Below are 20,577 nucleotides of genomic sequence, written 5' to 3'. Positions count from 1 at the left end.
TTTCACCCATATTATTAAGATATTAATAAAATAAGTGAAATTCAATCGTTTTCGTTGATAAGTTTTTGGGTGTGTTTTGAAGAAGTCACTAATCCTCGGTTGGAATAGCGTCTTTGTTTTGGTCGGGTAATGTTTTTTTCTTCTCCTTTTCTGACTTCATTCGAATTCCATCCGGAAGCATATCAGAGTCTTGATCGGCATGGTTTTGGGTTTTTAACCTATCAATTTTGGCATTTTTAAAAATCTTATTGATTAACTCTTTCATAGTGTCAAAATCAACCTCATAAGACATACCAATGCCTTGTGTATAACCGATTCCTTGACCTATATAAGTAATGTCATTTTCTTTATTAAATACTCTCAAATTCAAGGTACCGTCATCATTAACACGGTATTGAACTTCTACGTCACCCACGATGGCTGTTTCCGAAATACCACCCACTGGCACTCCAACTTTTCCATTCACTGTGATACGCTCATTAATTTTAGAAGAAACTGTAACTCCAAATCTACCGTCTGTTTGCAATTCGGGTGTTCTATCGGCTGTTACATAGTCTATTCCAAGCTGTAATTTATCGTTTTCGCCTTTGAAAATATCATTAAATAAGCTACTGGCTTTTTCAAAAAGATTATTAGACAATTGATTCTGACTTACGCCATCTTGGCTTAAAAAGCTACCGGTAGACAGCAAATATAATGCTTGAGTCTGGCGTTTGTCTTTATCATCCAATTGGTATTGAATCTCTGATTTAAGCGAACTGCCTACTGTTGGAAAATTGATGTTGAAATCAGGATCAGGATTGGACAAACTACCTTTTACCCCTATAATTACTTCAACATCTACTTTTTTATTAAACGATGGATTATCAATCAGTACTGCAGGATTGGCTGAAGTATTATAAACCGCTTCTAAATTGAGTGTTGCGGTCATTGGATCACCTTGCCAATTGATAGAACCTCCTTTTTTTACATCAAACTTTTTGTCAATCAATCCACCGTATTTAAAGTTATAAGTTCCTTCTAATGCGATGAAATCACCAAACATTTCAAACTTTCCTAAAGTATTGATTCTGAAAAGCAGCGTACCATAACCTTTCCCCTTCATTCCGTGACCTGAATCTCTGTCGAGAATTACTTCAATATCGGCATTTTTATTGATTTCAAAATTGAAGTCCAATTCGAGTCCGTTGTACTTTTTGTTTTGAGCGAGTTTGTCTTTTCCATTTATATTTTTTTCTGCAAGGGTTAAAAAGTGGATAAAACTATTTTCTTCTACCGATTCAGCTTCGTTGATTGGGATTTTAATATCTGTTTCTTTAGCTGATTCGGCATTAACACTAATCATCAAACCTTCTGTTGGTCCTTTTATAGTAGCAGAACCATCCATAAAAGCTTTACCGTAGTATGCCGCATCTTCAGAATCTTTGGTATTCAAAGCCAAAAGCCTATTGGAGCTGATGGCTAAGTCCAATTGCCAGTCGCTAAATTGTTTGTGCTTGATAAAACCACTCAAAGTGCCTTCGGTCTTAAATTCAGTATCTTTTATTGTTGTCTCTCTGATGATAAATTTGTTTTCAGTAACATCTACTATCGAATTATTTACAAATTGATAATCGGTATTGAGATACGGAATCCGCAATCCGGCTTCATTAATGTATAATCGACCATTGTAATCTAAACTGTTAATATTACCGTCAATTCGGGCATTTCCGGTAGCAAAACCACGAATATTAGTAATGACATCACCTCCAATTTTACTCAAAATACCCAAATTGAATTTGTCAAAACTCAAATCTACATCCAAAAAAGTTTGATTGTCTACAATCTCAATATCACCGTCGGCGTTGAAGGAATCAAAATTTTCGTTTTCTAAATTTGAAGCTATATGGAATTTTCTCAAGGTTTCATCACCTTCAATATCTAGATTTAGGTTGCCCAAAGGAATAGCGTTTACGGACAAACTGTCGATTTTCAATCTCGATGTAGGTTGGAAAACCGTACTGCTTTGCTTGAAGTTTATTTTTCCGTTCAAATTTCCGTTAAAACTGAACTTCTCTACATCGGGTGTGACTTTATTCAAATTGACATTGTCAAAAGTAAGTTCCAAATCCTTGGATTGACTGTCTTTTATGAGTCCGATAAAATTAATGCTCTGGTTTTCATGAGAAAGTACTAATTCTTCAAAGGAGAAATTTTTGAGTTTTTTATCGAAGACAATCTTATTGCTTTCGGGATTTTCTTTTTCATTCAAATACCACAAATAATCTTTAAATTGTAATTCAGATTTGTCAAAACCAACCACGTTGTTGTTGTCTTTGTTGATAGTGTGGTAAAGGTTCAAATTGTAAAAATCTAGCCCTTTTTTACCTCCTCTAAACTCAGTTCTGAAACGAAGTGTGTCTTTAGAGAAAGTATTAATCATACTGAAATCCCTTATTTTGTAATGTTTTGTTTTGATGGAATCCATTTGCACATAGGCATTGTACAAAGGGTTTTGGTTATCCACTTGTACCAAAACATTGTCAAAAGTATTGTCGTAAGCCGTAATTTTAGGCGAATTGAAATTCAAGGCAAACTTCTTAGTATCAGAACCTATATTCCCTTTCAAAAGAGTGTTGGATGCCAAAGTAATATCAGGATTGAAAATTTCAATAATTTTACTATTAATGGCAAAATTAAATTTCATGTATTGATTGGGTAATACTTTGTTAGACTTGTAATTAGAATAAAAAGTACCCAAGGCATTTTCTGCCATTTTCTGAACTTGATTGAACTTGTATTTGCCCACAACCGAACCTTCAATCGCGTCGGGAGAATTGATCGTAATAGTTCTTTCTCCTGTGTTGTCAAAACTGGAGTTCATTTCAAGGTAATCCAAGAAATATATGTCTTTTTTGTTTTGGTAAGACGAGTTGGTCAAGACCAAATTTCCTTTGAGATTATCCATCGAATTTCCGGTGGCTTTGACCACAATATCGCCTTTGAAAACCGAAATGGAATCATTGATAAAATTCAGTTTCACTAAATTGGCATAGTCAATTTTGGAATGAAAATCATACACATTTTCAGCCTTGGATAAATCAACAGTGCCATTAAAATCCATAAACAAATTAGGGTCATTAGCAATAACTTTCCCTTTGAAAATGGGTTGCTTAAAAGAACCGTCAACAATAATTTTGCTGTAGTTATAACCATTGTAATGCACTTGGAAAATATCCCCTACAAAAGAAGTATTCAGGTATTTTTGGGTAAATCCTTTTCCATCCACATCCAAATCAAGACTCACTTTGCCTATAGAATTGTCATTAATCATGCTACCAACATCAAAGTTGTCCAGAATAACGTAACCGTTATATTTGGCATTGTCAATGTTGTCAATATCTGTCATGTGCAAATCAGATTCGACTAAGCCTAAGGCGGTATTCATCACAAAATCGGCATTGATGTATTTTTGGGTTACTTCGGCTTTACCCACAAAGTAAAACTGGCCTAATTTTTCGAGTGATGTTGGCAATTTTTTTCCAAGTATATTTGGTAAAAGCTTTGTCAAATCAGTATAATTGGAAGTGATTTTATCAAAATCTCCCTTCATGTAAAAAGATCCCGGAGCACGAGGAAAAAGGTTTTTAAAATTTACATCACCTTTAATAATGGAGTTTTTACGGTCACGTAAGTACATATTAGTGGCGTAAAAATCATTCATTGTTCCGTTGATTTTCGCATTCAAGTAGAACTTTTGATTTTTATCCAATTCTTTGTAAAAATAACGAATATCATTGGTTGATAAAGTTGCGCTGTCAATGGCGACTTCAAACTTGACTTTGTTGTTAAAATCACTAAAATCGTGATTGTCTCTATTGTATTTCAAAATTACTTGTCCATTCAAATAAGACTCAGGTGTTCTTACTTCAAGCTTTTCTAACTTGATATTTTTTTTAGTATATGTAAAATTGGCCAATAAATTATCTATTGTTGCACCGCGATGGTCATGAAAATTCATCTTAGCGATATTGGCAGTCACATCAGGTCCTTTAATTTTAAAACCTTTCAAATGCGCATTTAACTCGGTGAAATCTACATCTTTCGGGTTAGCGCGATTTTCATCAATCATCAAAAATCGACTGTCTTTCAAATAAATATTATCTGAAGTCATGAGAAACTTGCCACTGCTCTTTTTCCCGTCATCAAAAGCGGCAATAAATTTATCCAAACTGGTTTCTTTCTCTTTTTTATAAGTTTTAATCTGAAGATAAAATTTGTCGAACTCTAAATCACCAAAAAGCAATTTTCCATTAATCAACTTATTCAAATCGAGAATACTGGTTTTTATTCGCTTAGCATAAATTAAAGTATCCTTGTGGTGGTCTAAAACGAGTACCGTTTTTAACTTTACGCCGCCAAAAAAAGTAATCGCTACTTGGTCTATATTGATGTTGGTTCCGTAATCTTCATTAAGCGTATTGGTGGCGTAGCGGGCAATTTTGGTTTGCACATAAGGCAAAGACAATCCTATAACAGTTAATAGCAATAGTAGTAATAGCACAGCGATGGTGCGAAAAATAATCTTTCTGACTCTTTTTAATTTGCTATTTTTTTTATTTTTTTCCAAATGGTGTTTGACTTAGGAAAGAAAATTACCTTTGCAAAAAAATTGTTATTTTTGATTTTTTCGTAGGCTTGTCAAATATAAATCAAAATTTGTGCCCTTTATGCATACTGAAGAAGTTTTTATTCTGGCTATTGAAAGTTCATGTGACGATACAGCAGCGGCTGTTTTGCGTTATGATAAGGTACTTTCAAATATTGTGGCCCGACAAAGTATCCACGAAGAATATGGTGGTGTAATTCCTGAATTGGCTTCGCGTGCGCACCAACAAAACATCGTTCCCGTAATTGATGTTGCGTTGAAAAAAGCCGGAATCACCAAAGAACAACTCTCAGCCATCGCTTTTACTCAAGGTCCTGGATTGATGGGTTCGCTTTTAGTGGGTTCTTCTTTTGCCAAATCACTATCGATGGCGCTTAACATTCCTTTGATTGCAGTGAATCACATGCACGCCCATATTTTGGCCCATTTTATAGACGAGGAAGGCTTTGACAAACCTACCTTTCCTTTTTTGGCTTTGACCATTTCAGGCGGACATACACAGATTGTAAAAGTAAACGACTTTTTCAACATGCAAATCATTGGCGAAACTACCGATGATGCTGTTGGAGAAGCTTTTGATAAAACAGCAAAAATATTGGGCTTGCCTTATCCGGGCGGACCATTAATTGACCAATTTGCGAAAGAAGGCAATCCAAAAAAGTTTCCATTTACTAAACCCAAAGTTGATGGATTAGATTTCAGTTTTTCGGGATTGAAAACACAAATTCTGTATTTTGTTCAGAAAAATGTTTTGTCCAATCCGAATTTTATTGAAGAAAACAAACATGATATTTGTGCTTCAGTGCAAAATGTGATTATAGAAATTTTAATGGACAAACTGAAATTGGCTGTAGCCGAAACCGGAATCAAGCAAATCGCTATTGGCGGTGGCGTTTCGGCAAATTCGGGCATCAGAACGACTTTAAAAGCAGCAGAAGGAAAATACGGTTGGAAAACTTTTATTCCTAAATTTGAATACACCACCGATAATGCTGCGATGATTGGCATTGTGGGTTACCAAAAATATTTACACGACAAATTCACCGATTCAACTGTCGTTTCTAAAGCCCGAATCGAATTCTAAACCATGCAATTATTCTACAATCCATCGATTAGTGAAACGGCTACTTCTTTTGTTTTTGACAAAGAAGAGAGCAAACATATCATTAAAGTATTGCGCAAAAAAGAAGGTGATATTTTATTCGTTACTAACGGATTGGGATTTTTATTCAAAACAGAAATTTCGATTGCTTCCGATAATAAATGTACCGTCAAAATTAATTCTTTTGAGCAACAAAAAAAACCGAAATTTCATTTGCATTTGGCCGTAGCTCCTACCAAAATGAATGAACGCTACGAATGGTTCTTAGAAAAAGCCACTGAAATCGGCATACAAGAAATAACGCCAATTATCTGCGAACACTCGGAACGAAAAGTGATTAAAACCGATAGATTTCAGAAGATTTTGGAAAGCGCAATGAAGCAATCATTGCATTATTATTTGCCCCAATTAAACGAACCAATCTCTTTCAAAGACTTTATCAAAAAGGAAAACAAAGACCAAAAATTCATCGCCCATTGCGAAGAAACCGATAAAAAATCATTGAAAAACGAAATAAAAACTAATGAAGATGTAACCATTCTGATTGGTCCTGAAGGTGATTTTTCTGTTAAAGAAATCCAATTGGCACTTGAGCAAAACTATATTCCTGTATCTTTGGGTCAAACTCGTTTGCGAACAGAGACTGCTGCGATAGTGGCTTGTCATAGTGTAGTGTTTAGGAATGAAAATAATTGATAAATAATGGTTTTTGTTTTATGAAAAGACTTCTTTTTCTTTTTCTATTGATAACTTCAATTGGTTTTTCCCAAGAAATTGCCTTGTTAAAATACAATGGCGGTGGCGATTGGTACGCTAATCCTACTTCGTTGCCCAATTTGATTAAATATTCCAATCAAACTATTAATACCAATATCAAAGCCAAACCGGCGACAGTAGAACCGGGAAGTCCTGATATTTTCGGCTATCCTTTTGTACACATGACCGGTCATGGCAACGTAGTTTTTAGCGATGCTGAAATTGTAAACCTCAGAAATTATCTTTTATCCGGAGGTTTTTTACATGCCGATGACAATTATGGTATGGACCAATATATTCGAAGAGAAATCAAGAGATTGTTTCCTAACAATGATTTGGTTGAAATTCCGGCCAATCACCCTATTTTTCAAAAACCGAATGTTTTCGCTTCCGGTTTGCCTAAAATTCATGAGCACGATAACAAAAGACCGCAAGCCTTTGGTATTTTCATAGACAATCGATTAGTACTTCTTTACACTTACGAATGCGACTTAGGCGACGGTTGGGAAGACCAAGAGGTACACAACAACCCAAAAGAGGTTCGTGAAAAAGCCTTAAAAATGGGTGCCAACATTTTGAACTACATTTTTAATTATTAAAAAGTAGCTTATTTCTTTCTGAAAATTGATTCAGCATCGTCAAAACTAAAAAATTCGTGTTGTTCATCGATTTGTTGAAAACTTACATTGCTTTTTTTTTATATTAAATTCTTATTCTTTAAAATTGCAGTAACTAATTAACCTAAATTTTAAATAATAATGAAAAAAATCTGTTTATCGTTAGCAGCTATGCTACTATTGTTTTCTTGTCAAGAGGATGATAAAACAACTAACTCTGAAGCAAGAGTATCTCAAAGATCATGTGCATCACATGAAGTTTTCGAAAGACAATTACAGGAGAATCCTGAGTTAGCCACCAGAATGAATCAAATTGAAGCGTTTACTGAAAATGCTATGGCGAATGGTCGTTTGGTAAATGGAAGAATTGAAATTCCTGTTGTTTTCAATGTATTGTACAGAACTGCCGCAGAAAACATTTCTGATGCTCAATTACAATCACAGTTAGCTGTATTAAATGCTGATTTTAATGCTCAAAACTCTGACTATAACCAAGTTCCTGCTTTATTTTCAGGTGTTAAAGCCAATGTGGGAATCACATTTGTACTAGACCAAGTAATCAGAAAATCTACAACCAAAACCTCTTGGGGAACAAGAGATGCTATGAAAAAATCTAAGAGCGGTGGAATCAATCCAACTTCACCAACTACTAAATTGAACTTCTGGGTTTGTACTATTGGTGGTGGAATTTTAGGATATGCGCAATTCCCTGGTGGTTCATCTGCAACTGATGGTGTAGTTTGTGATTCTAAATATGTAGGTGTAACCAGCAATTCAGGCGCTGCTTACCCATACAACTTAGGAAGAACAGCTACTCACGAAGTAGGTCACTGGATGAATTTACGTCACATTTGGGGTGACACTACTTGTGGAAGCGACTTAGTTGCTGATACACCAACTCATAATACTGCTAATTATGGTGTACCTGCTTACCCTCACTACAGCACATGTTCAGGAACTCCGGTTGAAATGACCATGAATTACATGGATTATACTGATGACAGAGGAATGTACATGTTTACCTTAGGACAAAAATCAAGAATGGATGCCATCTTCCTTTCTGGTGGACCAAGATTCTCTTTCGCACAGCCATAATAATTATTGAATATAAATTTGGAAAAACTCGTCTGGTTATAACTAACTAGACGAGTTTTTTTTTACTTTTAGTCAAAATTAAAACCATGGTTACTTCAAAAACAATTGCTCTCGGAATAGTCAAAGGAGTTGGAATTATTGTATTAACAGCCTTAGCTTTATATTTTTTATACCAAATACAAGCGGTGCTAATCTATTTAGTTGTTGCTTTTATTTTGACCTTAATCGGAAATCCAATTGTTGATTTTTTTAAACGAAAACTCAAGTTCAACCATATTGCTGCTACCATCGCTACGTTGACTCTTTTTATGCTACTTATTTTTGGCTTAATATCAATGTTTATTCCCTTAATCATGGCACAAGGTGAAAACTTGTCCCTGTTAAATACAACAGAGATTGAGAAAAGCACACTGGAATTAATAAATAAAATAGCCGGATTTTTAGACAATCATGGCATAGATTCCTCTCGCCTTTTTAAAGAAGCCAATATTAGTTCTAAAATAAACTTCAGTTTTATCCCGGAACTGTTCAACAGCATTATCCTAACCATAAGCAGTTTCGGAATCGGTTTGGCTTCTGTTCTATTCATTACTTTCTTCTTTCTTAAAGACCGATTGTCATTCATTATTAGTGCCAAACATTTGATGCCCGATGCCCAGGAAGACAAAATCTTAAACTCATTGCACCAAATCAATCATCTGTTGTCTCGCTATTTTATTGGCTTATTGCTCCAATTGTTTATTGTGTTCATTTTGTATCTGATAGTATTGCTTATTTTCGGAGTAGAAAATGCCATCCTTATCGCTTTTTTATGTGCCGTGTTAAATATTGTTCCTTACATAGGACCGCTGATTGCCTCAGTTGTAGCTGCTATTCTAACCATGTTAGGCAATTTAGGTGGAGATTTCCAAACGCAAATATTACCTTTAACACTCTATGTAATGATTGGTTTTTGGATTGTACAATTAATAGACAACAATATTTCTTCTCCTTTAATTTTCTCCAAAAGTGTGAGTTCGCATCCGTTGGAAATTTTTCTGGTCGTATTGATTACAGGCTTTCTTTTTGGCATAGTTGGGATGATTATTGCCATTCCCTTTTACACTATTCTCAAAGTTTTTGGTAAAGAATTCTTCCCCGAAAATAAAATCATCAAGCTGTTAACCAAAAATCTGTAGTATGGATAAATCCATATTGGCTGAAGCAATTCAGGAATTCATTCGCAACAATATTGAAGCTGATGTCAATCAATTGGCATTGCAAAAGAATAAATTTACTAATATCGATTACTCAGCTATTCTCAATCAAATTGCGGCCAAACAGAAAGCAAAAACCAAATTACCGACTTGGTTTAACACCGAAAACATCATTTATCCTTCCAAAATTTCTGTGGAGCAAACTTCTTCCGAAAGAACTGCGGAATATAAATCTCAGCTCGTTTCCGACAAAGGTTTGATAGATTTGAGCGGTGGTTTTGGCGTAGATGATTTTTACTTTGCCAAAAGCGTAAGTCAAGTCATTCATTGTGAAATCAACGACGAGCTTTCAGCAATTGTACAGCATAATTTTGAACAACTCAAAGTAGCTAATATTCAATGCTTTTCAGGTGATAGTTATGACATTTTAAACACCCAAAAACCACAACTCGATTGGATTTATATCGATCCCTCAAGAAGAAATGAAGCCAAAGGCAAAGTATTCATGCTCAAAGATTGTTTGCCAAATGTACCTGAAAACCTCGATTTTTATTTTGGCTTTGCGTCTAATATCATGATAAAAACTGCGCCGCTTTTGGATATAACCGCCGGTTTATCGGAACTCAAAAATGTAAAAGCCATTCACATCGTCGCTTTGGAAAACGAAGTCAAAGAACTGCTCTGGATTTTGGAGAAAGGTTATACCGGTTCGACCAAAATAGTCACAGCCAATCTTTTAAAAACCCAAACAGAGGAATTCAGTTTTGAACTCAATGCTGAGCATCATGCAAGCTTTGGCTTGCCTCAAAAATATTTGTATGAACCCAACGCTGCCATCATGAAATCGGGCGGATTTGACGTGGTTTCGAGTCGGTTTGGGTTAAACAAGCTACACCAACATTCTCATTTGTATACTTCGGACACGTTGATTGACTTTCCCGGACGTCGTTTCGAAATTCAGTACCACATTGGTTACAACAAAAACGAGATGAAACCATTACTCGAAAACCAAAAGGCCAATCTAACAACAAGAAACTTTCCTGATTCTGTAGAAAGCATTCGCAAAAAGTGGAAAATCAAAGACGGCGGAAATTTATATTGTTTTTTTACAACTGATGCAAATAATAATAAAATAGTTTTACTTTGCAGCAAATTACCATAAACCCATGAAGAATACGTTTTTTGCTTTATTTCTATTCCTTAATTTGACTGCTTTTGCCCAAAAACCTTGTGAAATTGACAATGATATTAAAGATAGTTTGGGAACTTATAAATCGACCAAACAATACATCGTTTTTGAAAGAAGTTTTGCCGGAAATTCAACTGATATTTTCTTCGCTTTGTCAAGCAGCAATGGGGTTTTAGGGTTGGAGACACAAATTTTACAACGCAGTCAAGACTTTATTAAAGCACTTTGCTATGATACTAATTCTAAGATTTATTTGCAATTAAACAATGGTAAAATTGTGACTTTATACTATACCGGAACTGATAACTGTGGTAATTTACTTCGCGATGAAAACAATGGCAGTAACCGACTTACAACAGCGACTTTTGTCTTCTTAAAAGAAAATTTTGAAGATTTAAAAACATCTCCGGTTACTTTTATGAGAATCAAATTTGCAGGAGAAGTGATAGATTATCCTTTTAGAACCGCTTTTGTCTCGGAATTGGACAAGAAAGTTTACGAACCCGAAACTTACTTTATCGACTATTTGAAGTGTATTGAAAATTAGTCATTACAGCGCCATATTTGATTCGAAACTTTATCGGCAGAGCTGTTGTTCAAATTGTAATGCCACCACTCGGAATCGAAGGATTTGAAGTTGTGTTGCAGCATAATTTCTTTTAAAAACTTTCGATTGGCTAGGATTTCCGGGGTAAGATTAAGGTAATTGTGACTCGCTTCTTCGCCAAAAAAATCAAACTTTGTTCCCATGTTTAATTCATTTCCGGCAGAATCAATTAAAGTGATATCAACCGCGCCGCCTTTGTTGTGAATCGACCCTTTTTTCGGATTGGCAACATAAGTCGGATTCGGTACGATTTTCCACATTTGCTTTTGAATCGCAATCGGACGGTAACAATCGTATAATTTAATCTTATAACCTTTGTCCAAAAACGCTTTGTTGGCTTCCAATAAAGATTTTACAGTCTTAACCCGCAAAAAACATTCTCCACACGGATAAACCTTTTCATTTAAAAAATTATCCGGCGTGGCATATTTCATATCAAAAACAAAATCGTTGCTGTAGTTCTTCAGATTGACAAATGCATTGTCGTCGGTTTCTTTACTAATGTCTAATAAAACCGGAGATTTCTTGGCATCGAGATAAGTGGACTTACAAGAAACCACAAGGAAAACCAGCAACAAAAGGGAGATTTTTTTCATTGGTTATATTTCATCACTAGTAAAGGTGGTAAAACTTCTTTTCTTATACGGACGAACAATCAGCCTTCCTTCCCTATCAAAGCGAATGTAATTGTAAACCCAATTGGTAAAAACCACCGCTTTGTTTTTGAAACCGATTAAGGAAAACAAATGCACAAACATCCAAACAAACCAAGCAAATACACCGCTGAAATGGTAGCTTGGCAAATCTACTACAGCCAAGTTTCGGCCAATAGTCGCCATCGAACCTTTATCGTTGTATTCAAACGGCGTCATAATTCTGCCACTGATTAATTGTATCAAATTATCACCCAACAACTTTCCTTGTTGCATTGCCGGTTGCGCCATCATCGGATGGCCTTGCGGGAATTGCGGGCTTTCCATCGAAGCGATATCGCCTATGGCAAAAATATTGTCGTAACCTTTCACTTGATTGAATTCGTTTACACGAATGCGTTCTACTTTTTCCACCAAAGATTTGGCATCCAAACCACGAACTGCTGCACCTTGCACACCGGCTGTCCAAATTACAGTTGCTGTTTCAAAGGTTAAATCGGTGTTGGTAGTGATGGTTCTTCCGTCGTAATTCGTCACGCGAATGTTTTTCCAAACTTTCACGCCCAAATCAGTCAGGAACTTTTCGGCCTCAGCCGAAGATTTTTCACTCATCGTGTTCAAAACACGGTCGCCACTTTGTATTAGGTTGATTTCCATTTTGGAAATGTCTAAATCGGGATAATCTTTTTGAAGAATGGCTTTCTTCATTTCGGCCAAAGCTCCGGCGAGCTCTACTCCTGTTGGTCCGGCGCCGACTAAGACAAAATTGATTAATAGGTTTCTTTCGGTTTCGTCTTTTAACAAAACGGCTTGTTCAAAATTCTCCAAAATCAAACTTCGAATATTTAACGATTGCGGAATGGTTTTCATTGACATCGAATTGCGTTCGATTTCTTTGTTCCCAAAATAATTGGTTTTAGAACCGGTAGCAATCACTAAATAATCATAATGTAAATCGCCTATTTCTGATATAACTTTTTGTTCTTTGGTATCTATTTCTTTTACAGAAGTTAGGCGAAAGTAAAAATCATCATACTCTTGAATCACTTTACGTATTGGATAAGCAATCGATCCTGCTTCTAGTCCGCCTGTAGCGACTTGGTATAATAAAGGTTGGAATGTATGATAATTGTGTTTGTCTAATAATACGACTTGCACATTCTTGTTTCGGAGTTTCTTTGCCAATGCGATGCCGGCAAAACCGCCACCAATAATGACTACTCGGGGTTTGTTTGAAGTTGGAATATTCATAATTACCCTTCTGTAGAAAAAGCTACATCGCCTTTCCAATTCATAAAGCCGCCTTCAAGGTTATAAGTTTTTTCAAAACCCATTTGTTTCATAATCTGACAGGCTTGCGCACTTCTCGAACCGGCTTTACAATACACATAATAGTTTTTGGCTTTGTCCAATTCATCCACAGCATAAATAAAACCTTGTCCTTTGTATATGTCAATGTTAATTGCCCTTGGGATAAAACCTTCACTACATTCATCAGCCGTTCTCACGTCTAAAATTACAGCATTAGGATCTCTGTCTAATTGCGATTTCCAGTCTTGTTGTGATAAATCCATATTGTTATTTTTTTCAAAAATAATAAATTCCAAAGGGTAAATTCTAAATTACAACATTTAATTAACGCTTGGACCAAATATAAATTTAACAAAAAAATAACTAAACATTTGTATATACAAATAAAAAACAATTTAAATTTGTACCTACAAATATTGTAATTGTAATTATGAAAATCGAAGAAATCATAAAATCAACAGTAGCGATGGATGACGCCAAGAAAGTTATCCTAAACATTATGTATACTCAAAATGTGATTAACGATAAGTTTAACGAAATAATGAAACCTTATGATTTATCGGGAGAGCAATATAATGTTTTAAGGATTTTGCGTGGACAAAAAGGCAATCCTGCCAACATGTGTATTATACAAGAGCGCATGATCGCCAAAAACAGCAACACTACCCGATTGATTGACAAACTATTACTTAAAGACTTTGTTACTCGTGAAGTTTGTCCTGACAATCGCAGAAAAATAGAAGTTTTGATTACCCAAAAAGGATTAGACGTGTTAACAGAGTTAGATCCGAAAGTCAAAGAACACGAGCAAATTTTTGCAGCCAATTTGAGCCAAAACGAATTAGAACAATTGAATGCTTTACTAGAAAAATACAGAAAAATAAATTAAATAACTGCTATGAGTAACTTTATAAAAAATGCCAATTGGCGTTACGCCACCAAAAAATTTGATGCTACCAAGAAAGTATCAAACGAAGATTTAGAAATCCTGAAAGAAGCCGTTCGTTTGAGCGCTTCATCATACGGATTGCAACCCTACAAAGTAATTTTTGTAGAAAACCCTGAAGTAAGAGCACAATTACAGCCAGTGGCTTGGGGACAATCTCAAATTGTAGACGCTTCCCATTTATTGGTTTTTGCTAACATTACTGATTTTGGCGATGCCCAAATTGACGCACACATCAACAATATTGCTGTTACAAGAGGTTTGCCTACCGATGCTTTAAAAGGCTACAGCGATTTTATGAAATCAAAAATTTCATCACTTCCTGCAGAAAAAAGAGATGTGTGGACTTCTAAACAAACTTACATTGCTTTAACAAACTTATTGAATGCCGCAGCTGAATTAGGTATCGATGTTACACCCATGGAAGGGTTCGAGGCCGATAAGTTCAATGAAATTTTAGGATTGGAAGCCCTAGGATTAAACGCTTCATTAGTTGCTACCATTGGCTACCGTCATGCTGAAGATGACACTCAAAACTACGCTAAAGTGCGTAAATCAAACGAAGAATTATTTATCAATTTATAATCTATAACTAAAATTAATTTACAATGAAAAATTTAAAAACAATTGCAATTGCCTTATTCGTAGCGCTAGGAACAACCGTAGCTACTGCTCAAACCAAAAAAATTGACGCTTCAAAAAGCGGTATCAATTGGGTTGGTAAAAAAGTAACCGGAGAACACAGCGGAACTGTAAACTTTAAAGATGGTGCTTTAGTATTCAAAGGAAAAAAAGTAACCGGTGGTAACTTTACCGTAGATATGACTTCATTAACTGCTACAGATTTGACTGGAGAATGGAAACAAAAATTAGACGGTCACTTAAAAGCAGATGACTTCTTTGGTACTGAAAAATTCAAAACCGCTACTTTAAAATTCACAAAAATTGCCGATAAAGGAAATGGTGTTTTTGGAGTAACTGCTGATTTAACCATCAAAGGAATCACTAATCCTGTATCTTTTGATTTGACTGTAAAAGGAAACACTGCTACTACCGCTTTCAAAGTAGACAGAACCAAATATGGCATCAAATACAACTCTAAAAGCTTCTTTGAAAGCATTGGAGACAAAGCTATCTATGATGATTTCGAATTGACTGTAAACTTACAGTTCTAAGAAGGGAATTATTGTTATGAAATTAAAACCTCGAAAAATTTTTTCGAGGTTTTTTTATTTTTTTGCTTGAAATTTAAAAACACTTACTTACATTTGCTTTATACAAAAAGAAAATGAACAACATTTTAAACAATACCTGGTGGTGGAATAGTTTACGTCAAACGTCGTGAAATAGTCTGCTATAAGTATATTTTAAAATCTAAATATCCGAAAAGGCTTGTCATTCACGACAAGCCTTTTTTTTGTGCTAAAAATTGAACTATGAAAACCTATCAACTCCATACCAACTTCAAACAAATCCTGGCCGATACCATAACGCCTGTGAGTGTTTATTTGAAAATCAGAGACAAATTCCCAAACAGTATTTTGCTCGAAAGCAGCGACTATCACACGGCTGACAACAGTTTTTCGTATATCTGTTGTAATCCCATTGCTTCCATCAAACTGGAAAACAATTGCATTGTAAAGTCGTTTCCCGATGGAACTTCAGAGACAATAGCTATTTCAATTGATACGAATGTGCCCAAAGCAATCGAAACATTCGCTGCGCAATTCCAACCTGAAAAGAACCATTTCAAATTCATCAATAATGGTTTGATTGGTTATATCAGTTACGATGCCGTACAATATTTCGAGAAAATTGAAATTGCCAAAAAGGAAAATGATTTAGCGATTCCCGAACTATTCTATGCCGTTTACCAAAATATCATTGCCATCAATCATTTCAAAAATGAAGCGTATATTTTTTGCCACAGTATCGACAATACCAATAACATCAAGGAAATTGAGCAATTATTGCAAACCAAAACCTTCGCCAGTTATAGTTTTACCAAAGAAGGCGAAGCCATTTCCAACTTAACCGACGAAGAATTTAAAGCCAATGTGACTTTAGCTAAAAAACACTGTCATCGCGGCGATGTATTCCAATTGGTGTTGTCCCGAAGATTTTCGCAAGCGTTTAAAGGCGATGAGTTCAATGTTTACCGAGCGTTACGCAACATCAATCCTTCACCCTATTTGTTCTTTTTTGACTACGGGAATTTTAAAATTTTTGGGTCTTCGCCCGAAGCACAACTCGTTATTAATAACAACCACGCCGAAATCCATCCTATTGCCGGAACTTTTAAACGAACCGGGAACGACGAACAAGATGCCGATTTGGCCAAAAAACTATCCGAAGACGCTAAAGAAAACAGCGAGCACGTGATGTTGGTCGATTTAGCCCGAAATGATTTAAGCCGGAATTGTACCGAAGTGAAAGTCGAGAAATACAAAGAAGTTCAATTCTTTTCACACGTAATTCACCTCGTTTCCAAAGTCACCGGAAAGTTAACCGGAAGCGCGATGCAATTGGTAGCGAATACGTTTCCTGCCGGTACTTTAAGCGGTGCTCCAAAACACAAAGCGATGCAATTAATTGAAAGTATTGAGAACACTAACCGAACGTTCTATGGCGGTGCGATAGGTTTTATGGACTTTGAAGGCAACTTTAATCACGCCATTATGATTCGGACATTTTTAAGCAAAAACCACCAACTGCATTACCAAGCCGGCGCCGGAATTGTAGAAAGTTCGAGCGAAGAAAACGAAATGCAGGAAGTGTACAACAAACTAAGAGCATTGAATAATGCATTAGAATTAGCAGAAACCATTTAACTTTACACCATCATGAAGATAGCCGTTATCGACAACTACGACAGTTTTACTTATAATCTCGTTCATTATCTCGAAGATTTGGACGGAAAGGTGACTGTTTTTCGCAACGACGAATTGGAATTAGAAGAACTTGAATCTTTCGATAAAATTCTTCTGTCGCCAGGTCCGGGAATTCCCGACGAAGCCGGTTTGTTGAAATTAATCATTGCCAAATATGCCGCAACCAAAAGCATCTTGGGCGTTTGCTTAGGCCAACAAGCCATCGGAGAAGTTTTTGGCGGAAGCCTGACTAACTTAGACAAAGTTTACCACGGCGTGGCTACCAAAGTAAATCAAACCGTTACTGACGAATCTCTTTTCAATGATTTGCCTGCCGAATTTGAAGTCGGGCGCTACCATTCTTGGGTAGTCAATGCCAATGATTTTCCCGAAACCTTAGAAGTCACTTCTACCGACGAAAACGGCGAAATCATGTCACTCCGACACAAAACCTTCGATGTCAAAGGCGTTCAATTCCACCCTGAAAGCGTGCTCACGCCTCACGGAAAAACCATTTTAAAAAACTGGCTTAACGCTTAGTTTACTGTCTGCCACATGTCGACGGTAAACCTTTAAGCTGTCGATTCTCGGCAGTTCACTAAAACTAAGTATCATGAAAACTATTTTAAATCGATTAATCAATCACGAAACCCTAACCAAAGAAGAAGCCAAAGCGGTTTTGGTCAATATCTCTTCAGGGCAATACAATCCGAGTCAAATTGCCTCATTCCTCACGGTTTATATGATGCGAAACATCACTATCGAAGAACTTTCGGGCTTTCGCGAAGCACTTTTAGAACTTTGCATTGCCATAGATTTTTCTGCCTATAACACCATCGATTTGTGCGGAACCGGTGGCGATGGCAAAGACACGTTCAATATTTCAACTTTAGCCTCATTTGTAACAGCCGGTGCGGGAATTCAGGTCGCCAAACACGGAAACTACGGCGTTTCTTCTATTTCAGGCTCGAGTAATGTGATGGAAACTTTGGGGGTAAAATTCAGCAATGACAAAGGGTTTTTGACCAAATGCCTCGAAGAAGCCAATATCGCCATACTACACGCTCCATTATTCCATCCCGCAATGAAAAACGTTGGGCCGATTCGAAAAGAATTAGGCGTCAAAACCTTCTTCAACATGCTTGGACCCATAGTTAATCCATCGTTTCCCAAGAACCAATTAGTGGGCGTTTTTAGTTTGGAATTGTCGCGGATGTATGCTTATTTGTACCAAAACACCACGGTTAACTATTCGATTCTTCACGCTTTAGACGGCTATGATGAGATTTCGCTAACCGCTGATGTCAAGATTATTACCAAATCTTCGGAAAGTATGGTGAATGCTACTGATTTCAACTTAACCAAACTAGCATTCGAAGACATCAAAGGCGGCACGACCATCGAAGAATCGGCCCATATTTTTATGCAAATCATCTCCGGAAATGGTACCGAAGCGCAGCAAAATGTAGTTTGTGCCAATGCTGCTATGGCGATAGCCACCGTGGAAAGCTCAAGTATTCTCAACGCTTTCGCCAAAGCCAAAGAAAGCCTGCAATCCGGAAAAGCGTTAGAAAAATTACAGAAACTCCAACAAATCAGCCAATTGTCATGACTATTTTAGATCAAATTATAGCGAGTAAAAAACGAGAAGTTACTTTGAAGAAACGCGTGATTTCCATTAGCCAATTGGAGAATACTGCTTTATTCAACGCCAAAACCAATTCGTTAAGCAAATCCATTATCAATTCCCCTTTCGGAATCATTGCCGAACACAAACGCCGTTCGCCTTCCAAAGGCACTATCAATCACAGTCTGTCCGTGGAAGAAGTCGTTAGCGGCTACGAAAACGTCGGTGCGAGCGGAATATCTGTTTTAACGGACAGTCAGTATTTTGGGGGTTCGTTAGACGATTTGCTTTTGGCGAAAGCGGCAGTAAACACGCCCTTGTTACGCAAAGAATTCATCATTGATGAATATCAAATTTTGGAAGCCAAAGCCAACGGAGCCGACGCCATACTCTTGATAGCAGCGGTTTTAACCCGAGCCGAAATCAAATCGCTTTCAGAATTTGCCCATTCTATAGCTTTGGAAGTCTTATTAGAAGTGCATAATTTAGAAGAATTAGAGAAAAGCATCATGCCAAGCCTTGATATCATTGGTGTGAACAATAGAAATCTCAAGACTTTTGAAGTGAGTTTGCAATACAGTATGGATTTGGTTACCCAAATTCCGAATGACTTTGTCAAAATATCTGAAAGTGGATTAAGTACTGTAGACGATTTGAAATTACTAAAAAGTCACGGATTTCAAGGCTTTCTAATCGGAGAAAACTTTATGAAAACGGATAATCCCGGAGTAGCATTGGAACAATACATCAATCAATTGAAAGTGTAATGGAAACGAAAATCAAAATCTGCGGCATGAAACATCCGGAAAACATCATGGAAATAGCGGCTTTGCAGCCGGATTATTTGGGCTTTATTTTCTATGATAAATCACCAAGAAACTTTGAGGACATCATTCCTCAATTAGCCAAATCGATTCAAAAAGTTGGTGTTTTTGTCAATGCTACTTTTGAAGAGATTCAGGAAAAAGCAACTACACACAAATTAGATTTGGTGCAACTACACGGTGACGAATCACCTGAGTTGTGTCTTTCACTTCAACAAAATAAGCTTAAAGTAATCAAATCGTTTAGTATTGATAATGCATTTAATTTTAATAGTTTAAGTAAATATTTTTATAATTGCGACTACTTTCTTTTTGACACCAAAGGCGCTAATTACGGTGGTAACGGAATCGCTTTCGATTGGCGCATTTTAGAACGGTATTACCTCAACAAGCCTTACTTCCTCAGTGGTGGCATTGGCTTAGAAAACTTAACCGATTTGAAATCATTCTTCCAAAAAGACTATGCAAAGAAATGCATCGCTATTGACGGCAACAGCCAATTTGAAATTGAACCCGGATTAAAAAACCCGGAAACCCTAAAAACATTTATACAAAATTTAAAACATACGTTATGAATCCAACCTACAACATCAACGAAAACGGCTTCTACGGCGACTTTGGCGGAGCATTCATCCCCGAAATGCTATACCCGAATGTAGAAGCTTTACGCCAACAGTATTTGTCCATCAGTACCGAACCTTCTTTTCAAGACGAATTTAAAGCGCTTTTAAAGGATTATGTCGGGCGCCCGACGCCTCTATACTTCGCCAAGCGTTTATCAGAGCAATTTGGCGCTAAAATCTACCTCAAACGCGAAGACTTGTGTCATACCGGCGCACATAAAATTAATAATACCATCGGACAAATCCTTTTGGCCAAACGATTAGGCAAAACCAGAATCATAGCCGAAACAGGCGCAGGTCAGCATGGTGTAGCGACCGCAACCGTTTGTGCCTTAATGGGTTTGCAGTGTATTGTGTATATGGGTGAAGTGGATATCGAACGCCAAGAGCCCAATGTGGCGCGAATGAAAATGCTCGGTGCCGAAGTTCGTCCGGCAACTTCAGGCTCAAAAACCTTGAAAGACGCTACAAACGAAGCGATTCGTGATTGGATTAGCAATCCCGAAGACACGT

General features: G+C 36.6%; 20 protein-coding genes. 16 read left to right on the top strand and 4 right to left on the bottom strand.

Going from position 1 to position 20,577, the window contains the following annotated elements; genetic code table 11:
* Nucleotides 1-88 precede the first annotated feature (88 nt).
* Entirely contained in the window at nucleotides 89-4,609 is a 4,521-nt protein-coding gene (locus ACK4HO_RS05460) for a translocation/assembly module TamB domain-containing protein (RefSeq protein ID WP_409663670.1), read from the bottom strand.
* A 100-nt stretch (nucleotides 4,610-4,709) separates the two neighbouring features.
* Here ACK4HO_RS05460 and tsaD point away from each other — a divergent pair, with 100 nt between their 5' ends.
* The 7 genes from tsaD (at nucleotide 4,710) to ACK4HO_RS05425 (ending at nucleotide 11,150) form a co-directional block, all read left to right on the top strand.
* On the top strand, nucleotides 4,710-5,732 hold the full coding sequence (gene tsaD, locus ACK4HO_RS05455) for a tRNA (adenosine(37)-N6)-threonylcarbamoyltransferase complex transferase subunit TsaD (RefSeq protein ID WP_409663667.1): 1,023 nt from the start codon (nucleotides 4,710-4,712) through the stop codon (nucleotides 5,730-5,732).
* A gap of 3 nt (nucleotides 5,733-5,735) precedes the next feature.
* Nucleotides 5,736-6,446: a 16S rRNA (uracil(1498)-N(3))-methyltransferase gene (locus ACK4HO_RS05450; protein WP_409663664.1), complete on the top strand. Its 711-nt coding sequence runs from the start codon at nucleotides 5,736-5,738 to the stop codon at nucleotides 6,444-6,446.
* Between the two features lie 20 nt (nucleotides 6,447-6,466).
* Nucleotides 6,467-7,105, top strand: a complete 639-nt coding sequence (locus ACK4HO_RS05445) for a DUF4159 domain-containing protein (protein ID WP_409663662.1) — start codon at nucleotides 6,467-6,469, stop codon at nucleotides 7,103-7,105.
* A gap of 159 nt (nucleotides 7,106-7,264) precedes the next feature.
* Nucleotides 7,265-8,218: a zinc metalloprotease gene (locus ACK4HO_RS05440; RefSeq protein WP_409663659.1), complete on the top strand. Its 954-nt coding sequence runs from the start codon at nucleotides 7,265-7,267 to the stop codon at nucleotides 8,216-8,218.
* 86 nt (nucleotides 8,219-8,304) lie between these two features.
* Nucleotides 8,305-9,396: an AI-2E family transporter gene (locus ACK4HO_RS05435; RefSeq protein WP_409663656.1), complete on the top strand. Its 1,092-nt coding sequence runs from the start codon at nucleotides 8,305-8,307 to the stop codon at nucleotides 9,394-9,396.
* A 1-nt stretch (nucleotide 9,397) separates the two neighbouring features.
* Nucleotides 9,398-10,576 carry a THUMP-like domain-containing protein gene (locus ACK4HO_RS05430; RefSeq protein WP_409663653.1) on the top strand — a complete coding sequence of 393 codons (1,179 nt, stop codon included), beginning with the start codon at nucleotides 9,398-9,400 and terminating at the stop codon, nucleotides 10,574-10,576.
* Nucleotides 10,577-10,580: 4 nt separating this feature from the next.
* Entirely contained in the window at nucleotides 10,581-11,150 is a 570-nt protein-coding gene (locus tag ACK4HO_RS05425) for a hypothetical protein (RefSeq protein ID WP_409663651.1), read from the top strand.
* Here ACK4HO_RS05425 and ACK4HO_RS05420 read toward each other — a convergent pair.
* Genes ACK4HO_RS05420 through ACK4HO_RS05410 form a run of 3 tightly spaced genes read right to left on the bottom strand, consistent with a single transcriptional unit; the run spans nucleotide 11,147 to nucleotide 13,437 of the window.
* Nucleotides 11,147-11,806, bottom strand: a complete 660-nt coding sequence (locus ACK4HO_RS05420) for a M15 family metallopeptidase (protein ID WP_409663648.1) — start codon at nucleotides 11,804-11,806, stop codon at nucleotides 11,147-11,149. The two genes, ACK4HO_RS05425 and ACK4HO_RS05420, sit on opposite strands and share 4 nt — an antisense overlap.
* A 3-nt stretch (nucleotides 11,807-11,809) precedes the next feature.
* Nucleotides 11,810-13,114, bottom strand: coding sequence for an NAD(P)/FAD-dependent oxidoreductase (locus tag ACK4HO_RS05415; protein WP_409663645.1), 1,305 nt, complete (start codon nucleotides 13,112-13,114; stop codon nucleotides 11,810-11,812).
* A gap of 2 nt (nucleotides 13,115-13,116) precedes the next feature.
* On the bottom strand, nucleotides 13,117-13,437 hold the full coding sequence (locus tag ACK4HO_RS05410; protein ID WP_409663642.1) for a rhodanese-like domain-containing protein: 321 nt from the start codon (nucleotides 13,435-13,437) through the stop codon (nucleotides 13,117-13,119).
* Between the two features lie 167 nt (nucleotides 13,438-13,604).
* Here ACK4HO_RS05410 and ACK4HO_RS05405 point away from each other — a divergent pair, with 167 nt between their 5' ends.
* The 9 genes from ACK4HO_RS05405 to ACK4HO_RS05365 form a co-directional block, all read left to right on the top strand.
* On the top strand, nucleotides 13,605-14,063 hold the full coding sequence (locus tag ACK4HO_RS05405; protein WP_409663639.1) for a MarR family winged helix-turn-helix transcriptional regulator: 459 nt from the start codon (nucleotides 13,605-13,607) through the stop codon (nucleotides 14,061-14,063).
* 9 nt (nucleotides 14,064-14,072) lie between these two features.
* Nucleotides 14,073-14,705 carry an NAD(P)H-dependent oxidoreductase gene (locus ACK4HO_RS05400; RefSeq protein WP_409663637.1) on the top strand — a complete coding sequence of 211 codons (633 nt, stop codon included), beginning with the start codon at nucleotides 14,073-14,075 and terminating at the stop codon, nucleotides 14,703-14,705.
* Nucleotides 14,706-14,728: 23 nt separating this feature from the next.
* Nucleotides 14,729-15,295, top strand: a complete 567-nt coding sequence (locus ACK4HO_RS05395) for a YceI family protein (RefSeq protein ID WP_409663634.1) — start codon at nucleotides 14,729-14,731, stop codon at nucleotides 15,293-15,295.
* A gap of 261 nt (nucleotides 15,296-15,556) precedes the next feature.
* Nucleotides 15,557-16,951, top strand: coding sequence for an anthranilate synthase component I family protein (locus ACK4HO_RS05390; RefSeq protein ID WP_409663632.1), 1,395 nt, complete (start codon nucleotides 15,557-15,559; stop codon nucleotides 16,949-16,951).
* Between the two features lie 12 nt (nucleotides 16,952-16,963).
* Nucleotides 16,964-17,530, top strand: a complete 567-nt coding sequence (locus tag ACK4HO_RS05385) for an anthranilate synthase component II (protein WP_409663629.1) — start codon at nucleotides 16,964-16,966, stop codon at nucleotides 17,528-17,530.
* A gap of 73 nt (nucleotides 17,531-17,603) precedes the next feature.
* On the top strand, nucleotides 17,604-18,602 hold the full coding sequence (gene trpD, locus ACK4HO_RS05380; protein WP_409663626.1) for an anthranilate phosphoribosyltransferase: 999 nt from the start codon (nucleotides 17,604-17,606) through the stop codon (nucleotides 18,600-18,602).
* Complete coding sequence (trpC, locus tag ACK4HO_RS05375) at nucleotides 18,599-19,384, top strand: indole-3-glycerol phosphate synthase TrpC (RefSeq protein WP_409663623.1); 786 nt, start codon at nucleotides 18,599-18,601, stop codon at nucleotides 19,382-19,384. The genes trpD and trpC overlap by 4 nt, the downstream gene beginning before the upstream one ends.
* Nucleotides 19,384-20,016 (top strand): phosphoribosylanthranilate isomerase, encoded by a 633-nt coding sequence (locus ACK4HO_RS05370; protein WP_409663620.1) that lies wholly within the window; start codon nucleotides 19,384-19,386, stop codon nucleotides 20,014-20,016. The genes trpC and ACK4HO_RS05370 overlap by 1 nt, the downstream gene beginning before the upstream one ends.
* Nucleotides 20,013-20,577: pyridoxal-phosphate dependent enzyme (locus ACK4HO_RS05365; RefSeq protein WP_409663618.1), on the top strand; the 565-nt coding region annotated here is incomplete at its 3' end. The genes ACK4HO_RS05370 and ACK4HO_RS05365, both read left to right, overlap by 4 nt.

Origin of the sequence: Flavobacterium sp., assembly GCF_046296355.1 — a bacterium.
Classification (GTDB): domain Bacteria; phylum Bacteroidota; class Bacteroidia; order Flavobacteriales; family Flavobacteriaceae; genus Flavobacterium.
Note: the sequence above shows the minus strand (reverse complement) of the source record. Positions and strands in the feature narration are given on the sequence as shown.

What these genes read in the sequence shown, in the direction of transcription:
- ACK4HO_RS05385 (WP_409663629.1), top strand. Translation starts at nt 16,964, where the DNA reads ATGAAGATAGCCGTTATCGACAACTACGACAGTTTTACTTATAATCTC.
- ACK4HO_RS05370 (WP_409663620.1), top strand. Translation starts at nt 19,384, where the DNA reads ATGGAAACGAAAATCAAAATCTGCGGCATGAAACATCCGGAAAACATC.
- ACK4HO_RS05445 (WP_409663662.1), top strand. Translation starts at nt 6,467, where the DNA reads ATGAAAAGACTTCTTTTTCTTTTTCTATTGATAACTTCAATTGGTTTT.
- ACK4HO_RS05430 (WP_409663653.1), top strand. Translation starts at nt 9,398, where the DNA reads ATGGATAAATCCATATTGGCTGAAGCAATTCAGGAATTCATTCGCAAC.
- ACK4HO_RS05390 (WP_409663632.1), top strand. Translation starts at nt 15,557, where the DNA reads ATGAAAACCTATCAACTCCATACCAACTTCAAACAAATCCTGGCCGAT.
- ACK4HO_RS05435 (WP_409663656.1), top strand. Translation starts at nt 8,305, where the DNA reads ATGGTTACTTCAAAAACAATTGCTCTCGGAATAGTCAAAGGAGTTGGA.
- tsaD (WP_409663667.1), top strand. Translation starts at nt 4,710, where the DNA reads ATGCATACTGAAGAAGTTTTTATTCTGGCTATTGAAAGTTCATGTGAC.
- ACK4HO_RS05395 (WP_409663634.1), top strand. Translation starts at nt 14,729, where the DNA reads ATGAAAAATTTAAAAACAATTGCAATTGCCTTATTCGTAGCGCTAGGA.
- ACK4HO_RS05400 (WP_409663637.1), top strand. Translation starts at nt 14,073, where the DNA reads ATGAGTAACTTTATAAAAAATGCCAATTGGCGTTACGCCACCAAAAAA.
- ACK4HO_RS05425 (WP_409663651.1), top strand. Translation starts at nt 10,581, where the DNA reads ATGAAGAATACGTTTTTTGCTTTATTTCTATTCCTTAATTTGACTGCT.
- trpC (WP_409663623.1), top strand. Translation starts at nt 18,599, where the DNA reads ATGACTATTTTAGATCAAATTATAGCGAGTAAAAAACGAGAAGTTACT.
- ACK4HO_RS05420 (WP_409663648.1), bottom strand. Translation starts at nt 11,806, where the DNA reads ATGAAAAAAATCTCCCTTTTGTTGCTGGTTTTCCTTGTGGTTTCTTGT.
- ACK4HO_RS05405 (WP_409663639.1), top strand. Translation starts at nt 13,605, where the DNA reads ATGAAAATCGAAGAAATCATAAAATCAACAGTAGCGATGGATGACGCC.
- trpD (WP_409663626.1), top strand. Translation starts at nt 17,604, where the DNA reads ATGAAAACTATTTTAAATCGATTAATCAATCACGAAACCCTAACCAAA.
- ACK4HO_RS05415 (WP_409663645.1), bottom strand. Translation starts at nt 13,114, where the DNA reads ATGAATATTCCAACTTCAAACAAACCCCGAGTAGTCATTATTGGTGGC.
- ACK4HO_RS05440 (WP_409663659.1), top strand. Translation starts at nt 7,265, where the DNA reads ATGAAAAAAATCTGTTTATCGTTAGCAGCTATGCTACTATTGTTTTCT.
- ACK4HO_RS05410 (WP_409663642.1), bottom strand. Translation starts at nt 13,437, where the DNA reads ATGGATTTATCACAACAAGACTGGAAATCGCAATTAGACAGAGATCCT.
- ACK4HO_RS05450 (WP_409663664.1), top strand. Translation starts at nt 5,736, where the DNA reads ATGCAATTATTCTACAATCCATCGATTAGTGAAACGGCTACTTCTTTT.